Raw genomic sequence first — 18,029 nt, forward strand, 5'->3', positions numbered from 1 at the left:
CTCGATCTCGGGTACTCGGCGCCCATGTCCGAGGAAACGAGGGCGCCGACGTCCCAGGAAACGAAGGTGCCGAGGAAGGAACAGCCCCTGCCGCCCAGCAGGGGTCGGATATCGGCCGCGATCACCGACTGCCTGCGCGGTACCGGACCGCCGCCGGACGAGGGGGCGATCGCCGACGCCTCCCCTTTCGGGGACGACCCGCAGCTCGCCCTCTACCTCTGCTACGAGCTGCACTACCGGGGTTTCGCGGACGTGGCCGCGTCCCGTGAGTGGGACCCCGACCTGCTCAGGGCCAGGGCGGCGCTGGAGCGGGCGTTCCTCACAGCCCTGCGTGCCTCGGCGACCCGGCACGCACGCGCCGCCGACGCGTTGGACGAGCTGCTGGTCGAACCCGTGGACGGCACTGGTGTCACTCATTTCCTGCGGGACGAGGGCGAGTTGTGGCAGTTGCGCGAGTATGCGGCGCAGCGCTCGCTGTACCACCTGAAGGAGGCCGACCCGCACGCCTGGGTGCTGCCACGGCTGTGGGGCCGGGCGAAGGCGGGTATGGCGGCCGTGGAGTTCGACGAGTTCGGCGGCGGCCGGGCCGAGCGGGTGCACGCGCGGCTGTTCGCCGACCTCATGGCTGACCTCGGCCTGGACACCACGTACGGGCACTATCTCGACGCGGCCGGCGCCGAGGCCCTCGCGGTCGTCAACGTAATGTCCCTCTTCGGCCTGCACCGGGCCCTGCGGGGCGCTCTGGTGGGGCACTTCGCGAGCGTCGAGATCACCTCGTCCCCCGGCTCCCGCCGGCTGGCCCAGGCGATGCGGCGTACCGGCGCGGGCCTCGCCGCGGAGCACTTCTACGACGAGCACGTCGAAGCCGACGCCGTCCATGAGCAGGTCGTCCGCCGGGACGTCGTGGCCGGCCTCCTGGAGGAGGAGCCCCAGCTGGAAGGCGATGTCGCGTTCGGCGTGGACGCCACCGGCCACCTCGAGGACCGCCTCGCCGAGCGGCTCCTCGGCGCCTGGCGATCCGGTGAGTCGTCGCTGCGTACGCCCGTCTGACAGGCCCGCCCAGCCTGCCTCGGAGGAAGAGCTGGTGGTCATCCGTGCCGAACACATCCGCTGAACGCCCCCGCCGGATCACGACCTCGCGTGACGGCCCGCTGCTCCTGGAGGGGCCCGTCGAGGTCGTCCTGGAGGACGGCACGACCGTGTCCTCCGAACGGTTCTGCGTCGCCCTGTGCACCTGCCGGCGCAGCCGCACCTATCCCTGGTGCGACACCAGTCACCGCAAGAGCCACCGCAAGCGGCCGAAGCCCGACCGACCGGACGCCCGAGACCCGGACCGGTCCGGGTCGGCCACGACGGCGTAGTGGTCGGGCTGTGCGAGCGTCACGGCCCGACGCGGTCCTCGCGTGCGGGGGCGGCGGCCAGGAGGGAGTCGTCCTCCACCCGGGCACCGGGCAGGCGGTGGCGGGCCGCGATCAGGGCCGCGTCGATGTCCCGGGTGCCGGTGGCCACGCACAGCGTGTACGAGACGTCTTCCAGCCGGCGGTGGATTTCCTCGGTGCGGCCGGCTTCGGCGTTCACCAGGCGGAGTGCGTCGTACTCCGCGACGAGGTTGTCGAGCACTGCGGGGTGGGCCATCAACATGGTGAAGGTCCTTCCTCTCGGCACTCCGATGGGGTGGCGCGCGGACGAGTACCCCGGCACCGATGCCGCCACGCATCGCGTGCCGCATGGGGCCGACGAGGTGTTCCGGAGGCATCCGGGGTACCCGTGAACCGCGCCGGACAGGTCCGGGCGACGGGTACGGGCGACACGTACAGGCGACACGTACGGGCGGCTGCAAGGAGTGACGGCTGAATGAGTAGCACGGACGAACTGCCCGTCGTGCGCACCCTCGGCGAACTGGGAGCCATGGTGGAGCGCGGCCACTCCCTCTATGTGCGCTGGTCGCACGGCCCCGAGGCCGACCGGAAGGCCGCCGAGAGTACGGACGACCTCACCGGCGTACCCATGGCGGGGCTGTCGGCCAATCCGCTCGACGTCGAACCCTGGTGGGAGGACCGGCCGGTCGAACTCTGGGTGGCCCGCCGGCTGTACGACTACTCGCATCTGCCGCGGGAGAAGGGCCCTGGAGTACGCCCATGGGTCCTACGGGGCCGGGTGGAGGGACGCGGACCCGACAACGAGCCCCTGGTCCGCGACATGGAACCGGTCAGCTGGATCGACGAGGACGTCATCCGGGAAGCCCGGTCGGCGGTCGCCGACCAGGAGGGCCGGTGGGGGCCCATGCGGCGTGGTGACGAGGAGTGACCGAGGCGCATGAGTGACCGAGGATGCGGCGCCGGACGCTGTATGTCTCAACGTTCCGGCGCCTTCGTCCCGCAGGCCTGTCGGACGTGCCGTCCGGGTACCCCTGGCGGCACGGGCAAACGGCTCGCTCCTGTGTCGCGTCGGCGACAGGCCCGCGGCTGATGCACGCGTGAGGAAGCTGATGCTCTCGTGAGGAAGAGGAAGAGGAAGGTGGGGAGGAAAGCGTCATCTCATGGCACTCACTGACCTGGGAGGCCAGGGCCGTGGGGCGCTCGGTCCGCGGGTGCGTCACGGACGCCGGGCCCGAACGCGACACGGCGGTGCAGTCCCTCAAGGCGGCCGGTGCCGCGTTGCTGGCCTGGGCGCTGACCGGCTGGTGGTGGAACGCGCCGATGGCCCTCCTGGCGCCCTGGACCGCGCTGTTCCTGGTCCAGGACACCGTCTACCGTTCCGTGCTGTCCGCGGTGCAGCAGCTCGTGGTGGTCGTGGCGGGCACCCTGCTCGCCGCCGGTGCGGGCGTGCTGACCCACAACACCATGGCGGCGATGGCGCTGGCCCTGCCCCTCACCGCTCTCCTCGGCAACTACGCCCGCTTCGGCTCGCACGGCCTCTACGCTCCGACCGCCGCACTGTTCGTACTCGTCTACGGCTCGTACACCGCGTTCGACATCCTGCACCGGGTCCTGGAGACCCTGCTCGGGGCGGTCATCGGTATCGGCGTCAACGCCCTGGTGCTGCCGCCGGTCTACTCCCACCGCGTGCACCATCTGCGGAACCGGCTGCCGCGGGACTGTGCCGAGTTGCTGCACACGGTCGCCGACGACATGGCTGACATGGACGCCATGGATGACATCGGCGACACGTTCGACTCGTACGACGAGCGGCGGGCGCGGGGCCGGTACGACAGGGCGATGCGGCTGACCGACGTGGTGACGGACCTGCGGACCGAGCGGCGCTGGTCCGACGAGAGCTACCGCCTCAATCCGGGGCGCAGGCTGCGCCGGTCCGCCCTCCCGCCTCCGGCGGCCGAGTGGGACTTCACCTGGGACCGCATCACCGATCACATCAGGGCGACGACGCGTACGCTGACCGACGCCTCCACGCTCCCGGACGGCGTACCGGACATCCTGTCGTCGCTCCTGCGCGCGGCCGGTGACGTGCTCGGCACAGAGGACGACGCGGCCGACGAGCGCCGCCGGGCCCTGGACGCGGCGAACGCGGCGCATCGGCGTCTGACCTCCGTACTCGCGAACGACCGCCACGCGGCCACGCCCGCGCTGGGCGGGCTGATCGCGGACACCCGGCGGCTCCTGGACGACCTCGAGACCCTCGTCAGCACGCGGACGGCGACGCCCGGCCGGACAGCGGGGCAGGCGCCCTGACGGAAGGGGCACGGCGTATCGGCATCCATGGGTCATCCATGGGTATCGCCGCCCCCGCCGGGTACTCGGCGCGGATGACTGCCCTGACTGTGGAGAACCTGACCGTGGAAATGGAAACGGCCGCACCAAGCGGAATGGTCGGCGGCATCGCACCGCTGATCGTGGGCCTGCTCGTCGTCTGCGCGCTGATCTGGGCCGTACGGCTCGGTATCCGGGTCCGCCGCGAGGAACCGGGACCGCCAAGCCCCGACGAGCAGCCACGGCTGCCCGACTCCGGCCCGGTCCACGAGGTCCGGGAGATGCGGGAGCCCGACGAGGTACCGGTGGCGCGCGACGAGAGCGAGCGCCTGACCCCGCACCAGCTGCCCGCCTTCGGCAACAGGCGCAGCAAACGCAGCAAGGACCAGAGAAGGCCGCGCTGGAGCCCGGGTTCCAGCGGTTCGTTCGGCGGCGGCGGCCCCGGGACGAGGTGACCGCCACGCGGTTCAGCTCTCGCCCAGTCCCGCCTGGCGGGCCCTGACGATGACCTCCGCCCAGGTGGCGGCCTGGAGCTTGGTGAGGATGTTGGACAAGTGGTTGCGGACCGTCTTCGGGCTGAGGACGAGGCGCCGGGAGATCGCCAGGTTGTCCAGACCCCTGGCCACCAGGTCCAGGACCTCGCGCTCCCGCACGGTCAGCTCGGCAGCACCACGGGCGGGGCGCCCGCGGACCGCAGCCCCGTCAGGTAGGCGACGGCTCGTGAGGCGGCCGCGGGGCCGAGGATCACCTCGCCGTTCGCGACGGCCCGTACCGCCCTCTCGATCTCGGCGGGTGCCGCGCCCTTGAGGAGATAGCCCCGGGCCCCGGCCCGCATCGAGGCGAAGACGGAATCGTCGTCGTCCAGCATGGTCACGACGAGGACGGCCGTCGCGGGCCGCAGGCGCAGGATCTCCCGGGTGGCCTCCACACCCGACCGCGTCCGGTCGCCCAGGCGCAGGTCCATGACGACCACGTCGGGACCGTGCGCCGCGGCCGCGGCCACGGCCGTCTCCAGGTCCTCGGCCTCGGCCACCACCGTCAGCCCGGGCAGCGAACCGAGCAGCGCGGTCATGCCCATACGGAACACGGGGTGGTCGTCGACGACGACGATCCGCAGCGCCCCGCCCCCGGCGGTCTCACCGGACACGGCGGTCCCTCCGGACACGACGGTCCCACCGGACACGGCCGCGCACCTCGTCCTCCTGTCCGAGGGGGTCGAAGAATTCGAGGGACGCGCGGGATTCGAGGGACGCTGGGGGTACGAGCGGCACGTCGAGGTCGATCCGGGTGCCGCGGCCGCCCTCGCCCGGGCGCCAGGTGACCGTGCCTCCGAGGGCCTCGGCGCGTTCCCGCAGGGACTGGGTGCCGACACCGGGGCGGGCCGCCGGGCCGACGCCCCGGCCGTCGTCCTCGACGCTCACCGTCAATCGCGGGCCCGCGCCGGGGGCGAGGCCCACCAGGGTCACCGTGCAGGTCCGGGCCCCGGAGTGCCGGGAGACGTTGCGCAGGGCTTCGGCGACGACGGCGTACACGGTGCCCGCGACATCCGGGGCTACCGGAGGCACCGGGGATACCTCGCGTGCCGCCGCCTGTGCGTCGGTCGGGGCCTCGCTGTCGGCCCGTACGAGGACTTGGAGGCCGTCCGCCTCGTAGCGCATGACCAGTTCGCGCAGGGCGGGTACCAGGCCCAGCTCGGCGAGTACCGGTGGCACCAACCCGCGGGCCAGGACGCGGACTTCGTCGACTCGGGCGTCGGCCTCCGTGCGCAGGCGGGTCAGCAGGGGGCCGGCCGGCGAGTCGGCGGGGAGCAGGTTGCCCGCAGCGGCGAGGCCGAGCCGATGCCGGCCAGTGCGGGGCCCAGCTGGTCGTGGAGTTCCCGGCGCAGGGCGCGGCGCTCGTCGTCGCGGGCCGCGGCGAGCCGGCCGCGGGACTCGCGGAGCGCCCGGGTGACGGCGGCCAGGTGGACCGCGGTCGCCACGACGGGGGCGACCTCGTCGAGTGCGGTGCGGGCGCGCCGGTCGAGTCGTTCGGTCGGGTCACGCTCTCCCGGGGTCGGCGGCGTGGATGAGCTGGCGCAGTGCGCCGTAGTAGACCTCGTGGTCGCTCATGGCGGGCAGGATCGCCGCCAGGTTGCCGGTCAGCACCGGGAAGTCCGCCGGGTCGAGCGCGGCCAGCGCGGTGCGGGTGGCGGTCCTGGCGGCCTCGGGGTCGCGGTGGTCCACGAAGCTCGCGCTGCCGAGCGTGAGCAGGTACATCCGCCGGTAGGCGGTGATCGCCTCCTCGGGGGTCATCCCGGCCGCGATGCTGTCGGCGAGTTGCGGCTCGACGAGGCGGGCCAGCAGGTTCGGACCGAGCCAGGGGCGGGAGCCCCGCAGGGCGACCAGGCCCGGACGGTCCGTCAGCAGCCGGTAGAGCGAGGTGAACCGCGTCTCGGTGGCCACCGCCCAGCCGGTGCCCGGCCCGATCTCGGGCAGGCGGGCCGCCAGGTGGTCGGTGCACAGGTCCAGCAGCCCGGCGAGGTCGGTGCAGCGGCGCTGGAGCGAGGCGAGGGAGATGCCCAGCCGCGCGGCCAGGGTGCGGAAGGTCAGCCCTTCGGGACCGCCCTCGTCGACCAGCGCCAGGGCGGTCTCGGCGATGCGCTCGGGCGTGGCGAGGTCCAGGGAAGCGGAGTGCCGTGGCATACGGGTCATCGTACGATACGGTGTATCGATCCGCGAGTTCCACGGACCCGGGCAGGAGCAGCGCAGTGCACCAGTTGACCTACGGCGACATCAAGGCCGCCACCGAACGGATCGCCGGGCGCGTCCGCCCCGTCACCCTCGTCCGGGACGACTCCGTGGACGAGAGCGGGTCGCGGCCGGGCGAGGTCTGGCTGGCGCTGGAGTACATGCAGCACACGGGCTCCTTCAAGGCACGCGGCGCGCAGAACTTCATCCAGGCCCACCGCGACGCCGGCTCGCTCCCCGCGGCCGGGGTGACCATCGCCTCCGGCGGCAACGCCGGACTGGCCTGCGCCTGGGCCGCCCGGCTGCAGGGCGTCACCGCGACCGTCTTCCTCCCCGCGACCGCCCCCGCGGTGAAGGTGGACAGGCTGCGCTCCTACGGGGCCGACGTCCGCCTGGTCGGCACCGAGTACGCCGAAGCCCTGGCCGCCTGCGAGGACTTCACCGCCGCCACCGGCGCGCTCCCCTCCCACGCCTACGACCATCCGCTGATCGCCGCGGGCGCGGGCACCCTGCTGGAGGAGATCCGCGCCCAAGTTCCCGGCCTGGACACCGTGTTGGTCGCCGTGGGCGGTGGCGGGCTGTTCGCCGGGGTGGCCACCGCCGCCCGGCACCACGGCATACGGACCGTCGCGGTCGAGCCGGCGAACTGCCGCGCGCTGAACGCCGCACTCGGCGCCGGTCGTCCGGTCGACGTCACCGTGGACTCGGTGGCCGCCGACTCCCTCGGCGCCCGCCGCACCTCCGCGATGGCGCTGCACGCCGCCCGGCAGGACGGTGTGCGTTCCGTCCTCGTACCGGACAGCGAGATCGTCCGCGCCCGCCGGGCCCTGTGGGACGACCGGAAGGTGGTGGTCGAACACGGCGCCGCCACCGCTCTCGCGGCACTGGCCACCGCGCCGGGCCAGGCAGCGGACCAGGCGCCGGACGGGACCGGCTACCGGCCCGGCAGCGGCGAGAAGGTCGCCGTCGTGCTCTGCGGGGCGAACACCGACCCCGGCGACCTGATCCACCGACCCGGAACAGGCCGGCCCGAGTGACCTGCGTGACGGAAGTGCTTGAAACCCTGAAGGTACGCCGGAGCTGAGTTAATCTCGTCTTCCCGTCTTTTGGCGCGAACTGGCGTACGGCGAAAATCACTTCGGGGGATCCGTGTCAGAACACCGGCCGGTGCCACCGGACTTAACGGCGAGCGAGGTCGCCGCACTCCGGCAGACCGGTGTCTCACCCCTGCGCCCCACCGATCCGCGCCGCGTCGGCCCGTATGTGCCGGTGGCGCTGCTCGGCAGCGGTGGCATGGGGCGGGTCTATCTGGCACGTCCCGCGGACGACAGCCCCGGTCTGGTCGCGGTGAAGGTGATCCGGCCCGAGTACGCGGACGACGCCCAGTTCCGGCGCCGGTTCGAGCACGAGGCGTCGGTGCACGCCCAGGTCCGTACGCCGTACACGCCGAGGCTGTGCGGCACGGGCTTCCAGCACGAACTGCTGTGGATGGCCACCGAGTACCTCCCTGGGCTCGATCTGGCGGACGCCGTACGTGAGGACGGCGCCCTCGGGACGGCCGCGGTCTGGCGGCTGGTGGCGGAGCTGGGGCGGGCGCTCGCCGACCTCGCGGCCACGGGGATCGTGCACCGGGATCTGAAACCGTCGAACGTCCTGCTGTCCGTCCGGGGCGCGCATGTGATCGACTTCGGCATCTCGAAGGCCGCGGACGCGAGCGCGATCACCGGCACGGGCAACCGGGTGGGGACGCCGGCCTACATGTCGCCCGAGCACCTGCGGACGGGCCTGTCCGACACGGCGTCGGACGTGTTCTCGCTGGCCGGGACGCTGGTCTACGCGGCGACGGGGAGTGCGCCGTTCGGCGACGGCACGGGTGTCGACGTGATGCACCGGGTGGCGTTCGAGGAGCCGAATCCGGAGCTGATCGGTGAGATCTCGGCGGCGGACGCGGTGCTCGGCGCCCTGCTGTCCGCCTGCCTGGCCAAGGAGCCCGAGCAGCGGCCCACTCCCCAGGACCTGACCGACGCGGCCGCGGCGCAGGCGCGGGCTCACACCGGGACACACGCCAGTACGTCGAGCTGGCCCGAGCCGCTGGGCGGCAGGGTGCTGGCCCGGCAGCGGGCGTACGAGGTGCTGCACCGCCTTCCCGTCGAACGGATGGCTCACCCACGGCCCTCGCCCCCGCCCCAGCCCTCGCCCTCGCCCTCGCCCTCTGACGAGCGTCCGAAGGCGGAGCCGCCGCCCCAGCCGCAGCCCCAGCCCCAGCAGGTGGGCCGGTCCGCTCAGCCCGGTCTCGAACCACCGGTGGAGGCGGCGGGTCCGTCCGCCGTCACGCCGCCCGCACGCTCGCGCCCGGCGGGAGCCCGCTCCTGGCGCTCCTGGACACGGAAGAAGCCGGTGCTGGCCGTCACCGCGGGCATCACCGTCTGCGCGGTGGCCGCCGGGGTCTTCGTCCTCACTCGGCCGGACACCCCCGCGTCCGCGTCCTCCCCGGGAGCCGGTGGCACGTCCGCCGCCGGCACCACGCCCGGCGACGACGCCCTGCCGCCGGCGCCCGGGACCTCGGAGGAAACGTCTCTCCCGGAAGCGTCGGGCAAGAGTCCCGACGGCGGCGCCCGCCCCGGCGACGACACCTCAAGTCCTGACGTCTCCGGCTCCGCCGACGACGGCCGCCAAGGCGATCCCGCTACTCCCGCCGCCAAGACCAGCGCCCCCACCGACCCCACGCAGTCCCCGAGCGACGACCCGCCGCCCCCGGAGTCCGCGACCCCGCCCTGGATCTCCGACTGCACGCACTACTCCGGCAACGGACGCACCCGCGAGGGCGACAGCGGCAAACGCGTGCTGCAGTTGCAGTGCATGCTGACGAAGCGCGGGTACGGCGTGGGCGACTCCGGCGCGGACGGCAACTTCGGCCCCGGCACGGCGTCCGCGGTGCGCAGCTTCCAGAGCGACAAGGGGCTGAACGCCGACGGCATCGTGGCCCGCGAGACCTGGACGGCACTACGCGCCTCGGACTGACACCCCGCCCTCCCGGCATCCATGCGGGAGGGCACGTGCTCTCTCGACACAGGCCCTGGACCTTTCCGACAGCCGCCAGGTCCACGTCCTTGGTCTCCCGGTACCCGCCGCCGGCGCCGGGGCCAGTACGCCGACCGTCCGGCAGGGCGGGGCGAGTGCGATCAGGAGGCTGCCGCCGGCCATCATCAGCAGGGACAGCCGCAGTGCGGGACTGCGGCCGTGGCGGTCGTAGTACGCACCGGTCAGCGCCCTGCCGAGCGGTCGGAACAGGAGCCCGACGGCGAAGACCGACAGGGTCCGCAGGACGTTCGTGGTCGCGTCGCCCGCCGGGGAGAACTGCGGGCCGAGCAGATGCCCGGCGCGGTGCCGCGCATCACCAGCAGCACGGCCGGATCGCCGCCGTCGCCGAACGTCTGCGTCCACAGTCGCAGACCGTCCCGGGTCGCGATTGGCCTCTCCATCTGGCTGTGTTTTCCCCTTGGTAGGGTGCGCTGGACCGCTGATCATCCGTCCTGGGGGAACAGAATGACCCGCGCACGCACGGCACTTGTCCTGATTGATCTGCAGCGGTGGATCGTCGACATGCCGTGGCAGCCGGTCGGCGGCGACGTGGTGGCCGACACCTGCGGAAGGCTGCGCGAGCACTTCACCGACTCCGACTCCGGCTCCAGGTCCGAATCCGGCTCTGGCTCCTCGATCGTCGTCCTCGTCCGGTACGTACGGGAGGACGGCGCCGACGGCGGCGTCAGTGCCGCCCCGAACCAGCTGGTCCCCGGTTTCGAACCGCGGGCCGGTGAACACCTGGTGACCAAGCACGGCCTCGACGCCTTCGAGGGCACCGACCTCCACGACCGCCTGAACCGCGAAGGCGTCACCGAGCTCGTGGTCGCCGGGCTGTCCACCGCACACGGTGTCGCGGCCACCGCCGCCACGGCGCTGCGTCTGGGCTACGGAGTGGTCGTCGTCTCCGACGCCACCGCCGGCGCGGACGAGGCACAGCACCGCGAGGCACTCGACCGGCTCATCGCGCTCGGCGCGCGCACCGGCCTGGTCGCGGACCTGGTGGCCGCGAAGGCCGGCCGGAACTGACCGCCGAGCACTGACCTCGCGGCCGGGCCTCTCCGCGGGCCGGGCTCACTGGTAGCTGACCGCCGTCGGCCTCACCACGTACACGATGCGGTGCGCGACGTCCGGCGGCGGGCCGTCCAGCTTCATGCCGTACCGCTCCGCGAGCTGCGCGAAGAACTCGCCGGACGAGTCGTCGTCGATCCGCTCCACCTCGCCGCGGATCTCCAGGTAGCGGTACGGCTGCTCCGGGTCGTTGACCGATACCGCGACATGCGGATCGGCCGTGACGTTCTTGTACTTGTAGCGGACCGTCGTGTTGGTGAAGCGGACGTACTCGCCGTCCCAGGAGAACCACATCGGGTTCACCTGCGGCCCGCCGCCCGCCGCCCGGATCGTGGCCAGATGGCCGAAGAGCGGCCGCTCCAGCAGGTCCTTGTGGCTGTCAGGAATGAGACTCATGCGGTGTGTTCCCTCTCTTTCCGCTGTTGCTGCTGCTGTTGCTGTCGCCGGTCCTGCCGGGCGCCGAGCAGGGGGCGGAACAGGTCCGTGAGCCGTGCCCTCATCGTGAGCGCGTCCCTGGCGATCCAGTCCACATGGCCGTCCGGCCGAGCCGGCACGAGTGCGGGTTTTCCGCGGCGCGCCTCGGTACGGACGTCGAGTACCGCGTCGAGCCGGTCCTCGCACCACCGTGTCAGCTTTCCGGCCGAGGGTTCGGTCCGGTACGTCGTCCGCAGTCCGGCGAGCCACGGAACGTACGCCACGTCGAAGAGACGCAGGCCCGACGCGACACGCAACAGGTTGTCACGCAGGGCGACTTGATGCATGAAGAGGGCACGGCGGCGAGGTGCGGGCAGGGCACCGCAACAGGCCCTGGTGTGCCATGCACTGGGGGCTCCGCCCCTTTCGGACGGAGCCCCGTTCGTCAGCTCACATCTCGTATCTCAGCCGAACCGCAGGATGCGCGGGGCGAAGGTGGTCTCGGGGCCGTCGGCGCGGCCGACCGACCACACCGTCCCCGTGCCCGGCACCGGCGCCAGCCGCAGCAGCGTGGAGCGCCCCTCACCGGCCACCGCCGGTTCGCTGTACCCGGTGAACGACTGCCCGTTCCAGGCAAGGAAGTCCGGCCCGGGGACGAACGGCGGGAAGCTGTCCGGGTCCCTCTTCTGCGAGCGGGACACCGCGACCCAGCCCAGTTCGCCGGACGTGGTGGGCGCCAGTGAGGTGACCGAGCCGAAGTCGGTGGGCATGGTCACCCGGCTCCACGTCTGCCCGTCCCAGCGGACCAGCAGAGGCGGAATCGGCCGGCCCACCGGGCCGCCGACGAACCCGGCCGTGCCACCCGCCCACACCTCCGTCGGCGAGACCGCCAGCACACTGCCCACGGCCGACCGCGGGAACCCGTCCACGATCGTCTGCTGCCACGCCTGCCCGTCCCAGTGCGACACGGCCGCACCCGAGACGGTCTCGCCCGCGGCCCAGACGTCGTCGGCCGCCTTGATGTGCAGGCCGTACACGGCTCCCGGCGGCACCGGCAGGTCCCGCCAGCCGTTCCCGTCCCGGCGCAGCAGCACCTGCGCGCCGTCCCGCGAACCGATCAGCCAGGTCTCACCGCCCCCGGTGACGACCTTGGTCAGTACGACGCCACTCGGCGGCCGGCTCACCGACCAGGACTTTCCGTCGTGGCGGAGCAGGCGGGCACCGCCCGCCGAGTCGCGGCCGACCGCCCAGACCGCGGTCGGCGAGGTCGCGGCGACGGACAGCAGATCTCCCTGCCAGCCGGTCCCGGGCAGGCTCTGGCGCTGCCACGCGGTTCCGTCCCAGCGCAGCAGCAGCGGGAAGCCCGGCGCCTCGCGCCCGACGGCGTCCGCGCCCACCGCCCACGCCCGGTCGGGCCCGAACGCCACGGCCTCGTTCAGCCCGGCCTGGGGGCGTACCTGTGTCGGGACCGGAACGTGCTGCCAGGACGGGGTTTCCGCCGCGGCCGGGGTCATGATGGCCAGGATGGTCATGGCGACAGCGAGGGCCACGACGAAAAGCCGACGTCTCATGGTCGGCCTCCCAGCCGCTCGCTCATCAGGTTCGGTTTCGAGCCGTAGATCTCGGCGGTCCCGAAGGACAGCAGTGCGGACCCGGCCCTCGCCAGTGCCCGCGGTTTGACGTCGATCGCGTTCGTACGCTCCGGGCCGTAGGAGAAGGTGGTGCGGGAGCCGTCCACCCGTGCGTACTTCGACTGGAAGGCGCGGTCGCTGCGCACCGGCAGCCACAGCGCGCCGTCCGGGCCGCGCACCATGGCCTCGGTCTGGGTGTCGCCCAGCGGTGGGTAAGTGGTGCGCCAGGCCTGCCCGTTGAAGGTCATCAGGTACGTGCGGGACACGCCGTCGGCGTACTGGCTGCCGCCGATCGTGACCCGGCCGGACGGTTCGGGCAGGATCGTGTGCACGTTGCTGTTCGGCGGCAGCGACACCTGCGCGTCCCGCCACGCCGTGCCGTCCCAGCGCAGGAGGGTGGTGCCGGTGCTGGTGTCCGCCCAGGCCCAGGCGTCCGTGGCGGTACGCGCGGTGATCCCCATCACGTACAGCACACCGTCCGGGGTGGACTGTGCGGTCCAGCCGGAGCCGTCGTAGTGCAGCACCTTCAGTCCGTCGTCGTCCTGACCGACGACCCAGGCGGCACCCGGTACCGCGGCGAAGTCCTGGTAGATCCACATGGTCTGCGGCAGCGGGACGACGCTCCACCCGCCCGCCGACCGGCGCAGGATCTCGCCCCCTCCGTCACGGCTGTGGAAGATCCACAACTCCTCGCCGACGAACTGCGCCTTGCCGAGCCAGCCCCACTCACCGGCGCCGGGGAAGGTGGTGTCCCGGCTCCACGCCGTGCCGTCCCACCGGTACAGCATCGGCCGCGTTCCGTCGGCGGCGTTGTCGTACCCGGTCGCCCACGCCTCGCCGGGCCCGCGGGCGGCGAGGTCGGACACGGTCATCGGCGGGACCGCCGCCGGCACCGGCAGCGCCGACCAGCTCGGTGTCACCGCCACGGCCGGCGACACCACCGCGCCACACGCGATCACAAGGCACACGATCATTGAACGGACAGTGACTGCACGGAGACCGTTCACGAGACCCCCCAGAGCCCGAAGGTCGCACAGCGTACGACGTTCACCCACCCGTGCACAGACGGCATTCGGCCATCACGGCTCCCTCTGGAGGCCCACCGTGCCGTGGGCCTCACTGCCGAGGTATTTTCCTCGCCCCGCACACGCCCGGGGAGTGGGCCTAAGCTGCTGTCAGGGCCCGAGAAACAGGGGAAACAAGGGATCATGGCGATCGGGGACAAACCCACGTCCGGACGACCCCGGCCGTCGATGGCGGATGTCGCCCGGCACGCCGGTGTCGCGCCGCAGACGGTTTCGCGCGTGTCCAACGGCCACACCAACGTCGACCCGGCGACCAGGCAGCGGGTCGTCGAGTCGATGCAGGCGCTGGGCTACCGGCCGAACGGAGCCGCCCGCGCGCTCAAGAGCGGGCGGTTCAACACGATCGGTGTCATCACCTTCACGCTCAAGACGTTCGGAAACACCCGCACCCTCGACGCCATCACCAAGGAAGCCGCCCGCGCCAAGTACGCCGTCACCCTCATCCCCGTGTCGGACCCGACCATGGGCAGGGTGTCCGGTGCCTACGACCGGCTCAGCGAGGCAGCCGTCGACGGAGTGATCCTCGTCTTCGAGGCGCATCTCCTGGACGACGCGGAGTTCAGCCTCCCGCCAGGGGTTCCGATGGTGGTCGTCGACTCCGACACCGGCCCCGGTTACACCGTGGTGGACACCGATCAGGCCCAGGGCGCCCGGCAGGCGACGGAACACCTGCTGGAACTCGGCCACCAGCGGGTATGGCACATCGCCGGACCCCCGACCTCGTTCTCCGCAGACCATCGGGTCGAGTCCTGGCGGCGCACCCTGCAGCAGGCCGGCGTCGTCGCGCCCCCGGTGCTGTACGGCGACTGGACCACCCGATCCGGATATCAGCACGGGTTGGCTCTGGGGCGAAGGCCGGAGGTCACGGCGATCTTCGCCGCGAACGACCATATGGCGCTCGGTGTCATGCGCGCTCTGCACGAGCTCGGCCGCCGGATTCCCGAGGACGTCAGCGTGGTGGGGTTCGACGACATGGAGGAGACCCACGCCTTCTGGCCACCGCTGACCACCGTGCGGCAGGACTTCGCCTCGGTCGGCCGGCTCAGCGTTCAGAAGCTGCTGGGCAAGATCGGCCGTACCGGTCCCGACCTGATCGACAAGACCCTGGTCCCGACCCGGCTGGTGGTCCGCGCGAGCACCGGAGCGCCGCCGCCCTCACCGGATGGCGAAGAGCGACGGCGCTGACTCGTACGGGCCCGGCGAGAGTACGCGAAGGACCCGTGCGGTCGGATCAGTGGTCGAGGGAAACAGGTCCTGGCCCTGGCATCAGCTTCTGGCCCACTGCTGGTTGGTGCTTCCGTCGCAGTTCCAGACATCGACCGCCGTGCCGTTGCCGGTGCCGCCGCCGACCGCGTTCAGGCAGAGCGCCGGGTTCGCGACGCTGGTCACGGTGAGGTCCGCGTTCACGTTCCACTGCTGTGCCGCCGCGCCGGTGCAGTCGGAGATGACCACGGGGTCTCCCGACGTGGCTCCGGTGCCGCCCACCGTCATGCACTTGTTGCCGTAGACGGTGAGTTGCTTGTCCGCGTCCCAGTTCCAGATCTGGTTGCCGCCGGCGTTGCAGTCCCACAGGTCGAGCTGGGTGCCGTTGGTCGTGCTGAAGCCGGGTACGTCGACGCAGCGGTCGGAGCCCACTCCGCGCAGGACCTCGCCGGGAGGCGCCGGCGGCAGGTCGTTGACGGGCGGAGTCTTGCCGAAGCCGTAGCCCCAGCGCAGCAGGGCGACTCCGGTGGCGCTGTTGTCCACCAGGTTGCCCTCGGCGTCCAGCGACTCGATCGAGTAGGCGTCGTCGAATCGCAGCCCCGGCCAGTAGACCAGTCCCATCCCCTTGCTGCGGGCGGTGTTGGCCACGGCCGCGAGATACGACGTGTAGATGTTGCCGTCCCACGCGCCGTAGTTCAGACCGGTGGTCATCGGGGAGCCGGCCTCGTCGATGATGGTCCGGCCGGCGTACTCGCCGATCCGGGCTTCGAGGTCGGCGACCCAGTCCGCCTGCTGGGTGTGGTCGGCCCAGAAGCCGTAGAAGTGCAGCGACAGCAGCGTTCCCCGCAGTGCGCGCGCCGCGCCCACACCGGTGACGTTGTCGTTGTAGCCGGTGCCGCTGATCACGACACGGCCGCGCGGGACGTCCTTGTGCTGGGCCAGCCAACCGCTGGTGACGGACACCCACTCGTCCAGCGTGTAGCCGTGCGGCTCGTTCATGGGCTCGAAGTACACCCGCGGGTTGTGCTTGTACTCCCGCACGACGGTGTTCCACATCTTCTTCCAGGCGGCCGTGTCGTCGACCAGGCCGTCCTTGCTGGTGTCGGCCTCCCAGTAGCTGACGATGACCTTGTCACCGTAGGCCGTGGCCGCGTCGATCGTCGCGCGGTACGATTTCCACCAAGTGGTGCCCACGCTCGCCGGGTTGATCGGCAGTCGCAGCGTGTTGGCGCCCAGGTTCTTCTTGAAGCCGCGCACCATGTGGCCCGTGGTGCGGTACACCGTGCGGTAGTCGTCGGTCACCTTCAGCCCGCTGGGCACCACGGCGTCACTGGCGTAGTTGTCCCGCGGGTCCGCCCAGTTCACGCCGCGGAAGTCACTGGTACCGCCCTTCGACGCGGACTTCACCGGCGTGTACGAGGCGGCCGACGTCCCGGCGTCCGACTGGGCGAGGGCGGGAGCGGGGGCGGTCAGGAACATGAGTGTCGCGCCGAAGCCGGCCGTGAGCACACTGGCCAGTCTTCTCGACCTCGTCGGGGTCTTGGGCATGTCGTCTCCAGTGACGTGAATCGCGGAGGGCGGAGTGCGGGTTCGTCACTTGAGTCGAGGCAGTGATGAACCAGGTCCGGATACAGACACTCGGACCCGTGTAAACCGGCCATGGTTACGTAACCATGGCCGGACACTGGCACGCCGCCCGCACTGGTGACAAGACCCGTGACGCTTCCGAAACACGCCGGACCCTTTCAGATGACGGCGTCGAGCTCGGGGTCGGAGTCGGGCTCGGGATCGGGGACCGCCGCCGCCCAGGTGTCCATGGCGTTGAGGACGTCGCGCAGCCCCTCGCCGAGAGGCGTGAGCCGGTATTCGACGCGCGGCGGGATCTCCGCGTAGGCGGTGCGGATGACGATGCCGTGGGTCTCGAACTGGCGCAGCCTGCTGGTCAGCGTGTGCGGGCTGATGCCGGGCAGGCCGTCGCGCAGCTCGGTGAAGCGATGCGGGCCGCGCAGGAGCTCGCGCACGATCAAGGTGGCCCAGGGGCCGTTGAGCAGCACGAGGAACCGGGCGACACCGCACTCAGGAAGACAGGGATCAGGCATTTTTCGAGCGTAGCCCATTAGTGCAGTTGATGTAACTGATGCATTGCATGCACTAATGAGGCCCATGACCTACGTGATTCACGGCGCCACCGGCGCCCAGGGTGCCCCCGTCGTCTCCGCTCTCGCCGCCGCGGGCAAGCCCGTGACCGCACTGACCCGCAACGAGCACGCCGTCGTGGACGGCGCGCGCGTCGTGGCCGCCGGCTACTCCTCCGCCGCTGACCTGACCGACGCCTACCGCGGTGCCGCAGGGGTGTTCGTCCACCTGCCGGTGTCCTCGGAAGAGGACCGCAAGATCTTCGCGGGCAACATCCTCACCGCCGTCCGTGCGGCCCGGCCGGCTCGCGTGGTGTTCTCCACCAGCGGTTTCCCCATCGATCCCGCCATCGGCGGACCCTCCGCGACACTGGTTGCCGGTCTGGCCGACAGTGGCGTGTCCCATGCGGTGATCGCACCCGAGCTGTACCTGGAGAACCTGCTCATGCCCTACGTCATCGACTCGGTCCGTGAGCGGGGTGTGCTGCCCTACGCGATCCGGGCCGACTTCCCCGTCTCCTGGGCCTCCCACCTGGACATCGCCGATGTCGCGGTCGCCCTGTTCGAGCGCACGGACGTCAGCGGTGTGGTCTCCGTCGGCCAGTACCCGGCGATCACCGGGCCGGACCTGGCCGCGGCGTTCGCCACCCGGCTCGGCCGGGACGTGGTCTTCGAGCCGATCACCCCCGAGCAGCTGCGCACCGCGCTCGCACCCCTGATGGGGGCGGGCGCTGCCGCTGATGTCGCGGCGGCCTACCAGGTGATGAGCACCATGCCGGGCCGCTCGATCACACCGGAGACCTCCGCCCAGAAGCTGCTGGGCGTCACTCCCCGGACCACGAGCCAGTGGCTGGCCGACGTCGGCGTCTGACCGTCGTCACCACCGGCTTCGGCCGGGTTCGGCCGGGTTCGACAGGCAGTACGGGGCGCCCTCCACACATCACCTGGTGTGTGGAGGGCGCCTCGGCTTGCCCTG

At 71.8% G+C, this 18,029-nt stretch carries 23 protein-coding genes; 10 read left to right on the forward strand and 13 right to left on the reverse strand.

All coding sequences use genetic code 11. The features are described from left to right. The first annotated feature begins 24 nt into the window (after positions 1–24). Complete coding sequence (locus AB0I18_RS14225; protein ID WP_363105730.1) at positions 25–1,050, forward strand: iron-containing redox enzyme family protein; 1,026 nt, start codon at positions 25–27, stop codon at positions 1,048–1,050. A 44-nt stretch (positions 1,051–1,094) separates the two neighbouring features. After that, the gene (locus AB0I18_RS14230) at positions 1,095–1,361 is read left to right on the forward strand and encodes a CDGSH iron-sulfur domain-containing protein (RefSeq protein ID WP_363105731.1); all 267 of its coding nucleotides are present in this window, start codon (positions 1,095–1,097) and stop codon (positions 1,359–1,361) included. 19 nt (positions 1,362–1,380) lie between these two features. On the opposite strand, the gene AB0I18_RS14235 is transcribed toward AB0I18_RS14230, so the two are convergent. Then, positions 1,381–1,641 carry a DUF5133 domain-containing protein gene (locus AB0I18_RS14235; protein ID WP_363105732.1) on the reverse strand — a complete coding sequence of 87 codons (261 nt, stop codon included), beginning with the start codon at positions 1,639–1,641 and terminating at the stop codon, positions 1,381–1,383. A gap of 213 nt (positions 1,642–1,854) precedes the next feature. Between AB0I18_RS14235 and AB0I18_RS14240 the strand changes: the two genes are divergently transcribed. The 3 genes from AB0I18_RS14240 to AB0I18_RS14250 all read left to right on the forward strand — a co-directional run bounded on the left by AB0I18_RS14240 (position 1,855) and on the right by AB0I18_RS14250 (position 4,162). Further along, on the forward strand, positions 1,855–2,307 hold the full coding sequence (locus AB0I18_RS14240; RefSeq protein WP_363105733.1) for a DUF6098 family protein: 453 nt from the start codon (positions 1,855–1,857) through the stop codon (positions 2,305–2,307). 263 nt (positions 2,308–2,570) lie between these two features. After that, positions 2,571–3,689 carry a hypothetical protein gene (locus tag AB0I18_RS14245; protein ID WP_363105734.1) on the forward strand — a complete coding sequence of 373 codons (1,119 nt, stop codon included), beginning with the start codon at positions 2,571–2,573 and terminating at the stop codon, positions 3,687–3,689. Between the two features lie 110 nt (positions 3,690–3,799). Further along, positions 3,800–4,162 carry a DUF6479 family protein gene (locus AB0I18_RS14250; RefSeq protein ID WP_363105776.1) on the forward strand — a complete coding sequence of 121 codons (363 nt, stop codon included), beginning with the start codon at positions 3,800–3,802 and terminating at the stop codon, positions 4,160–4,162. 12 nt (positions 4,163–4,174) lie between these two features. Here the strand turns inward: AB0I18_RS14250 and AB0I18_RS14255 are convergent, their stop codons facing one another. From AB0I18_RS14255 to AB0I18_RS14275, 5 genes are all read right to left on the reverse strand, one after another. Beyond that, entirely contained in the window at positions 4,175–4,360 is a 186-nt protein-coding gene (locus tag AB0I18_RS14255) for a LuxR C-terminal-related transcriptional regulator (RefSeq protein ID WP_363105735.1), read from the reverse strand. Positions 4,361–4,362: 2 nt separating this feature from the next. Then, on the reverse strand, positions 4,363–4,854 hold the full coding sequence (locus AB0I18_RS14260; protein ID WP_363105736.1) for a response regulator transcription factor: 492 nt from the start codon (positions 4,852–4,854) through the stop codon (positions 4,363–4,365). Beyond that, positions 4,844–5,419, reverse strand: coding sequence for an ATP-binding protein (locus AB0I18_RS14265; RefSeq protein WP_363105737.1), 576 nt, complete (start codon positions 5,417–5,419; stop codon positions 4,844–4,846). The genes AB0I18_RS14260 and AB0I18_RS14265 overlap by 11 nt, the downstream gene beginning before the upstream one ends. A gap of 62 nt (positions 5,420–5,481) precedes the next feature. Next, complete coding sequence (locus AB0I18_RS14270; protein ID WP_363105738.1) at positions 5,482–5,685, reverse strand: hypothetical protein; 204 nt, start codon at positions 5,683–5,685, stop codon at positions 5,482–5,484. Between the two features lie 58 nt (positions 5,686–5,743). Further along, positions 5,744–6,388: a TetR/AcrR family transcriptional regulator gene (locus AB0I18_RS14275; protein WP_363105739.1), complete on the reverse strand. Its 645-nt coding sequence runs from the start codon at positions 6,386–6,388 to the stop codon at positions 5,744–5,746. Between the two features lie 65 nt (positions 6,389–6,453). On the opposite strand from AB0I18_RS14275, the gene AB0I18_RS14280 reads away from it, so the two are divergent. Both AB0I18_RS14280 and AB0I18_RS14285 read left to right on the forward strand, forming a co-directional pair. Beyond that, a complete protein-coding gene (locus tag AB0I18_RS14280) occupies positions 6,454–7,470 on the forward strand; it encodes a threonine/serine dehydratase (RefSeq protein ID WP_363105740.1) in 1,017 nt (338 codons plus the stop codon). Between the two features lie 130 nt (positions 7,471–7,600). Continuing rightward, entirely contained in the window at positions 7,601–9,454 is a 1,854-nt protein-coding gene (locus AB0I18_RS14285) for a protein kinase (protein ID WP_363105741.1), read from the forward strand. Here the strand turns inward: AB0I18_RS14285 and AB0I18_RS14290 are convergent. Then, positions 9,437–9,877 carry a hypothetical protein gene (locus AB0I18_RS14290; protein WP_363105742.1) on the reverse strand — a complete coding sequence of 147 codons (441 nt, stop codon included), beginning with the start codon at positions 9,875–9,877 and terminating at the stop codon, positions 9,437–9,439. The two genes, AB0I18_RS14285 and AB0I18_RS14290, sit on opposite strands and share 18 nt — an antisense overlap. A gap of 102 nt (positions 9,878–9,979) precedes the next feature. Here AB0I18_RS14290 and AB0I18_RS14295 point away from each other — a divergent pair, with 102 nt between their 5' ends. After that, positions 9,980–10,543 carry a cysteine hydrolase gene (locus AB0I18_RS14295; RefSeq protein ID WP_363105743.1) on the forward strand — a complete coding sequence of 188 codons (564 nt, stop codon included), beginning with the start codon at positions 9,980–9,982 and terminating at the stop codon, positions 10,541–10,543. Between the two features lie 45 nt (positions 10,544–10,588). On the opposite strand, the gene AB0I18_RS14300 is transcribed toward AB0I18_RS14295, so the two are convergent. The 4 genes from AB0I18_RS14300 to AB0I18_RS14315 form a co-directional block, all read right to left on the reverse strand. Next, complete coding sequence (locus AB0I18_RS14300; protein ID WP_363105744.1) at positions 10,589–10,981, reverse strand: PPOX class F420-dependent oxidoreductase; 393 nt, start codon at positions 10,979–10,981, stop codon at positions 10,589–10,591. Further along, the gene (locus AB0I18_RS14305) at positions 10,978–11,346 is read right to left on the reverse strand and encodes a hypothetical protein (protein ID WP_363105745.1); all 369 of its coding nucleotides are present in this window, start codon (positions 11,344–11,346) and stop codon (positions 10,978–10,980) included. Before AB0I18_RS14305 ends, AB0I18_RS14300 begins: the two co-directional genes overlap by 4 nt. Positions 11,347–11,463: 117 nt before the next feature. Further along, positions 11,464–12,570 (reverse strand): hypothetical protein, encoded by a 1,107-nt coding sequence (locus tag AB0I18_RS14310; RefSeq protein ID WP_363105746.1) that lies wholly within the window; start codon positions 12,568–12,570, stop codon positions 11,464–11,466. Continuing rightward, on the reverse strand, positions 12,567–13,604 hold the full coding sequence (locus tag AB0I18_RS14315; RefSeq protein ID WP_363105747.1) for a hypothetical protein: 1,038 nt from the start codon (positions 13,602–13,604) through the stop codon (positions 12,567–12,569). The genes AB0I18_RS14310 and AB0I18_RS14315 overlap by 4 nt, the downstream gene beginning before the upstream one ends. 234 nt (positions 13,605–13,838) lie before the next feature. Between AB0I18_RS14315 and AB0I18_RS14320 the strand changes: the two genes are divergently transcribed. Beyond that, entirely contained in the window at positions 13,839–14,900 is a 1,062-nt protein-coding gene (locus AB0I18_RS14320; protein WP_363105748.1) for a LacI family DNA-binding transcriptional regulator, read from the forward strand. An 81-nt stretch (positions 14,901–14,981) separates the two neighbouring features. Here the strand turns inward: AB0I18_RS14320 and AB0I18_RS14325 are convergent, their stop codons facing one another. Further along, positions 14,982–16,466 (reverse strand): ricin-type beta-trefoil lectin domain protein, encoded by a 1,485-nt coding sequence (locus tag AB0I18_RS14325; RefSeq protein WP_363105749.1) that lies wholly within the window; start codon positions 16,464–16,466, stop codon positions 14,982–14,984. Between the two features lie 197 nt (positions 16,467–16,663). Beyond that, the gene (locus tag AB0I18_RS14330; protein WP_363105750.1) at positions 16,664–17,017 is read right to left on the reverse strand and encodes a helix-turn-helix domain-containing protein; all 354 of its coding nucleotides are present in this window, start codon (positions 17,015–17,017) and stop codon (positions 16,664–16,666) included. A 64-nt stretch (positions 17,018–17,081) separates the two neighbouring features. Here AB0I18_RS14330 and AB0I18_RS14335 point away from each other — a divergent pair, with 64 nt between their 5' ends. Continuing rightward, the gene (locus AB0I18_RS14335; protein ID WP_363105751.1) at positions 17,082–17,924 is read left to right on the forward strand and encodes an NAD(P)H-binding protein; all 843 of its coding nucleotides are present in this window, start codon (positions 17,082–17,084) and stop codon (positions 17,922–17,924) included. Positions 17,925–18,029: the final 105 nt, after the last annotated feature.

It is taken from the genome of Streptomyces sp. NPDC050704 (assembly GCF_040654355.1).
Taxonomy (GTDB): Bacteria; Actinomycetota; Actinomycetes; order Streptomycetales; family Streptomycetaceae; genus Streptomyces.

What these genes read in the sequence shown, in the direction of transcription:
- AB0I18_RS14250 (WP_363105776.1), top strand. Translation starts at nt 3,800, where the DNA reads ATGGAAACGGCCGCACCAAGCGGAATGGTCGGCGGCATCGCACCGCTG.
- AB0I18_RS14275 (WP_363105739.1), bottom strand. Translation starts at nt 6,388, where the DNA reads ATGCCACGGCACTCCGCTTCCCTGGACCTCGCCACGCCCGAGCGCATC.
- AB0I18_RS14240 (WP_363105733.1), top strand. Translation starts at nt 1,855, where the DNA reads ATGAGTAGCACGGACGAACTGCCCGTCGTGCGCACCCTCGGCGAACTG.
- AB0I18_RS14295 (WP_363105743.1), top strand. Translation starts at nt 9,980, where the DNA reads ATGACCCGCGCACGCACGGCACTTGTCCTGATTGATCTGCAGCGGTGG.
- AB0I18_RS14300 (WP_363105744.1), bottom strand. Translation starts at nt 10,981, where the DNA reads ATGAGTCTCATTCCTGACAGCCACAAGGACCTGCTGGAGCGGCCGCTC.
- AB0I18_RS14315 (WP_363105747.1), bottom strand. Translation starts at nt 13,604, where the DNA reads ATGATCGTGTGCCTTGTGATCGCGTGTGGCGCGGTGGTGTCGCCGGCC.
- AB0I18_RS14320 (WP_363105748.1), top strand. Translation starts at nt 13,839, where the DNA reads ATGGCGATCGGGGACAAACCCACGTCCGGACGACCCCGGCCGTCGATG.
- AB0I18_RS14305 (WP_363105745.1), bottom strand. Translation starts at nt 11,346, where the DNA reads ATGCATCAAGTCGCCCTGCGTGACAACCTGTTGCGTGTCGCGTCGGGC.
- AB0I18_RS14225 (WP_363105730.1), top strand. Translation starts at nt 25, where the DNA reads ATGTCCGAGGAAACGAGGGCGCCGACGTCCCAGGAAACGAAGGTGCCG.
- AB0I18_RS14310 (WP_363105746.1), bottom strand. Translation starts at nt 12,570, where the DNA reads ATGAGACGTCGGCTTTTCGTCGTGGCCCTCGCTGTCGCCATGACCATC.
- AB0I18_RS14330 (WP_363105750.1), bottom strand. Translation starts at nt 17,017, where the DNA reads ATGCCTGATCCCTGTCTTCCTGAGTGCGGTGTCGCCCGGTTCCTCGTG.
- AB0I18_RS14335 (WP_363105751.1), top strand. Translation starts at nt 17,082, where the DNA reads ATGACCTACGTGATTCACGGCGCCACCGGCGCCCAGGGTGCCCCCGTC.
- AB0I18_RS14325 (WP_363105749.1), bottom strand. Translation starts at nt 16,466, where the DNA reads ATGCCCAAGACCCCGACGAGGTCGAGAAGACTGGCCAGTGTGCTCACG.
- AB0I18_RS14235 (WP_363105732.1), bottom strand. Translation starts at nt 1,641, where the DNA reads ATGTTGATGGCCCACCCCGCAGTGCTCGACAACCTCGTCGCGGAGTAC.